Below are 829 nucleotides of genomic sequence, written 5' to 3'. Positions count from 1 at the left end.
GGAGCGGAAAAAGTGCGTACCTTTGCAACCGCTTTCGAGAGGGAGAGCCGCTGAGAATGACAGACTGGTAAAGAGAGGCAGACTTTCAAAGGCGCTGCACCCGAGTATCTTACCTTGCAAGACGGCAAGGGAGCGAGAAACGGATAAGCCCCGCGAGGTCATCCCGAGAAACTTTTTCGAAAAAAACTTTCGGAAAAATTTGGAGGGAAAGAAAAAACGCCTTACCTTTGCAAACGCTTTCCCGCTGAAACGGGAGCACGAAAGAAAGATAGTTCTTTGAAAGACTTTAGATAAACAAACGAAGATGTAGTACAAGAAGTAGTCTTATATATAATGTATATATGGGATGAAACAAGAACCGTCAATAACCTGAAAAGGATATAGAGAAATCGGTTTCCTGAAACAGAGACAACAATGCTCGAAAGAGTGAAAAATATTTTACAATGAAGAGTTTGATCCTGGCTCAGGATGAACGCTAGCTACAGGCTTAACACATGCAAGTCGAGGGGCAGCATGAACTTAGCTTGCTAAGTTTGATGGCGACCGGCGCACGGGTGAGTAACGCGTATCCAACCTTCCGCTTACTCGGGGATAGCCTTTCGAAAGAAAGATTAATACCCGATGGTATCTTAAGCGCACATGCAAATAAGATTAAAGATTCATCGGTAAGCGATGGGGATGCGTTCCATTAGATAGTAGGCGGGGTAACGGCCCACCTAGTCGACGATGGATAGGGGTTCTGAGAGGAAGGTCCCCCACATTGGAACTGAGACACGGTCCAAACTCCTACGGGAGGCAGCAGTGAGGAATATTGGTCAATGGGCGCGAG

1 rRNA gene is annotated in these 829 nt (G+C 46.4%); it reads left to right on the top strand.

Annotation, left to right across the window (positions count from 1 at the left end):
- Positions 1-440: 440 nt before the first annotated feature.
- A 16S ribosomal RNA gene (locus BQ7480_RS17335) occupies positions 441-829 on the top strand; the annotation flags it as partial.

It is taken from the genome of Bacteroides mediterraneensis (assembly GCF_900128455.1).
GTDB lineage: Bacteria > Bacteroidota > Bacteroidia > Bacteroidales > Bacteroidaceae > Phocaeicola > Phocaeicola mediterraneensis.
Note: the sequence above shows the minus strand (reverse complement) of the source record. Positions and strands in the feature narration are given on the sequence as shown.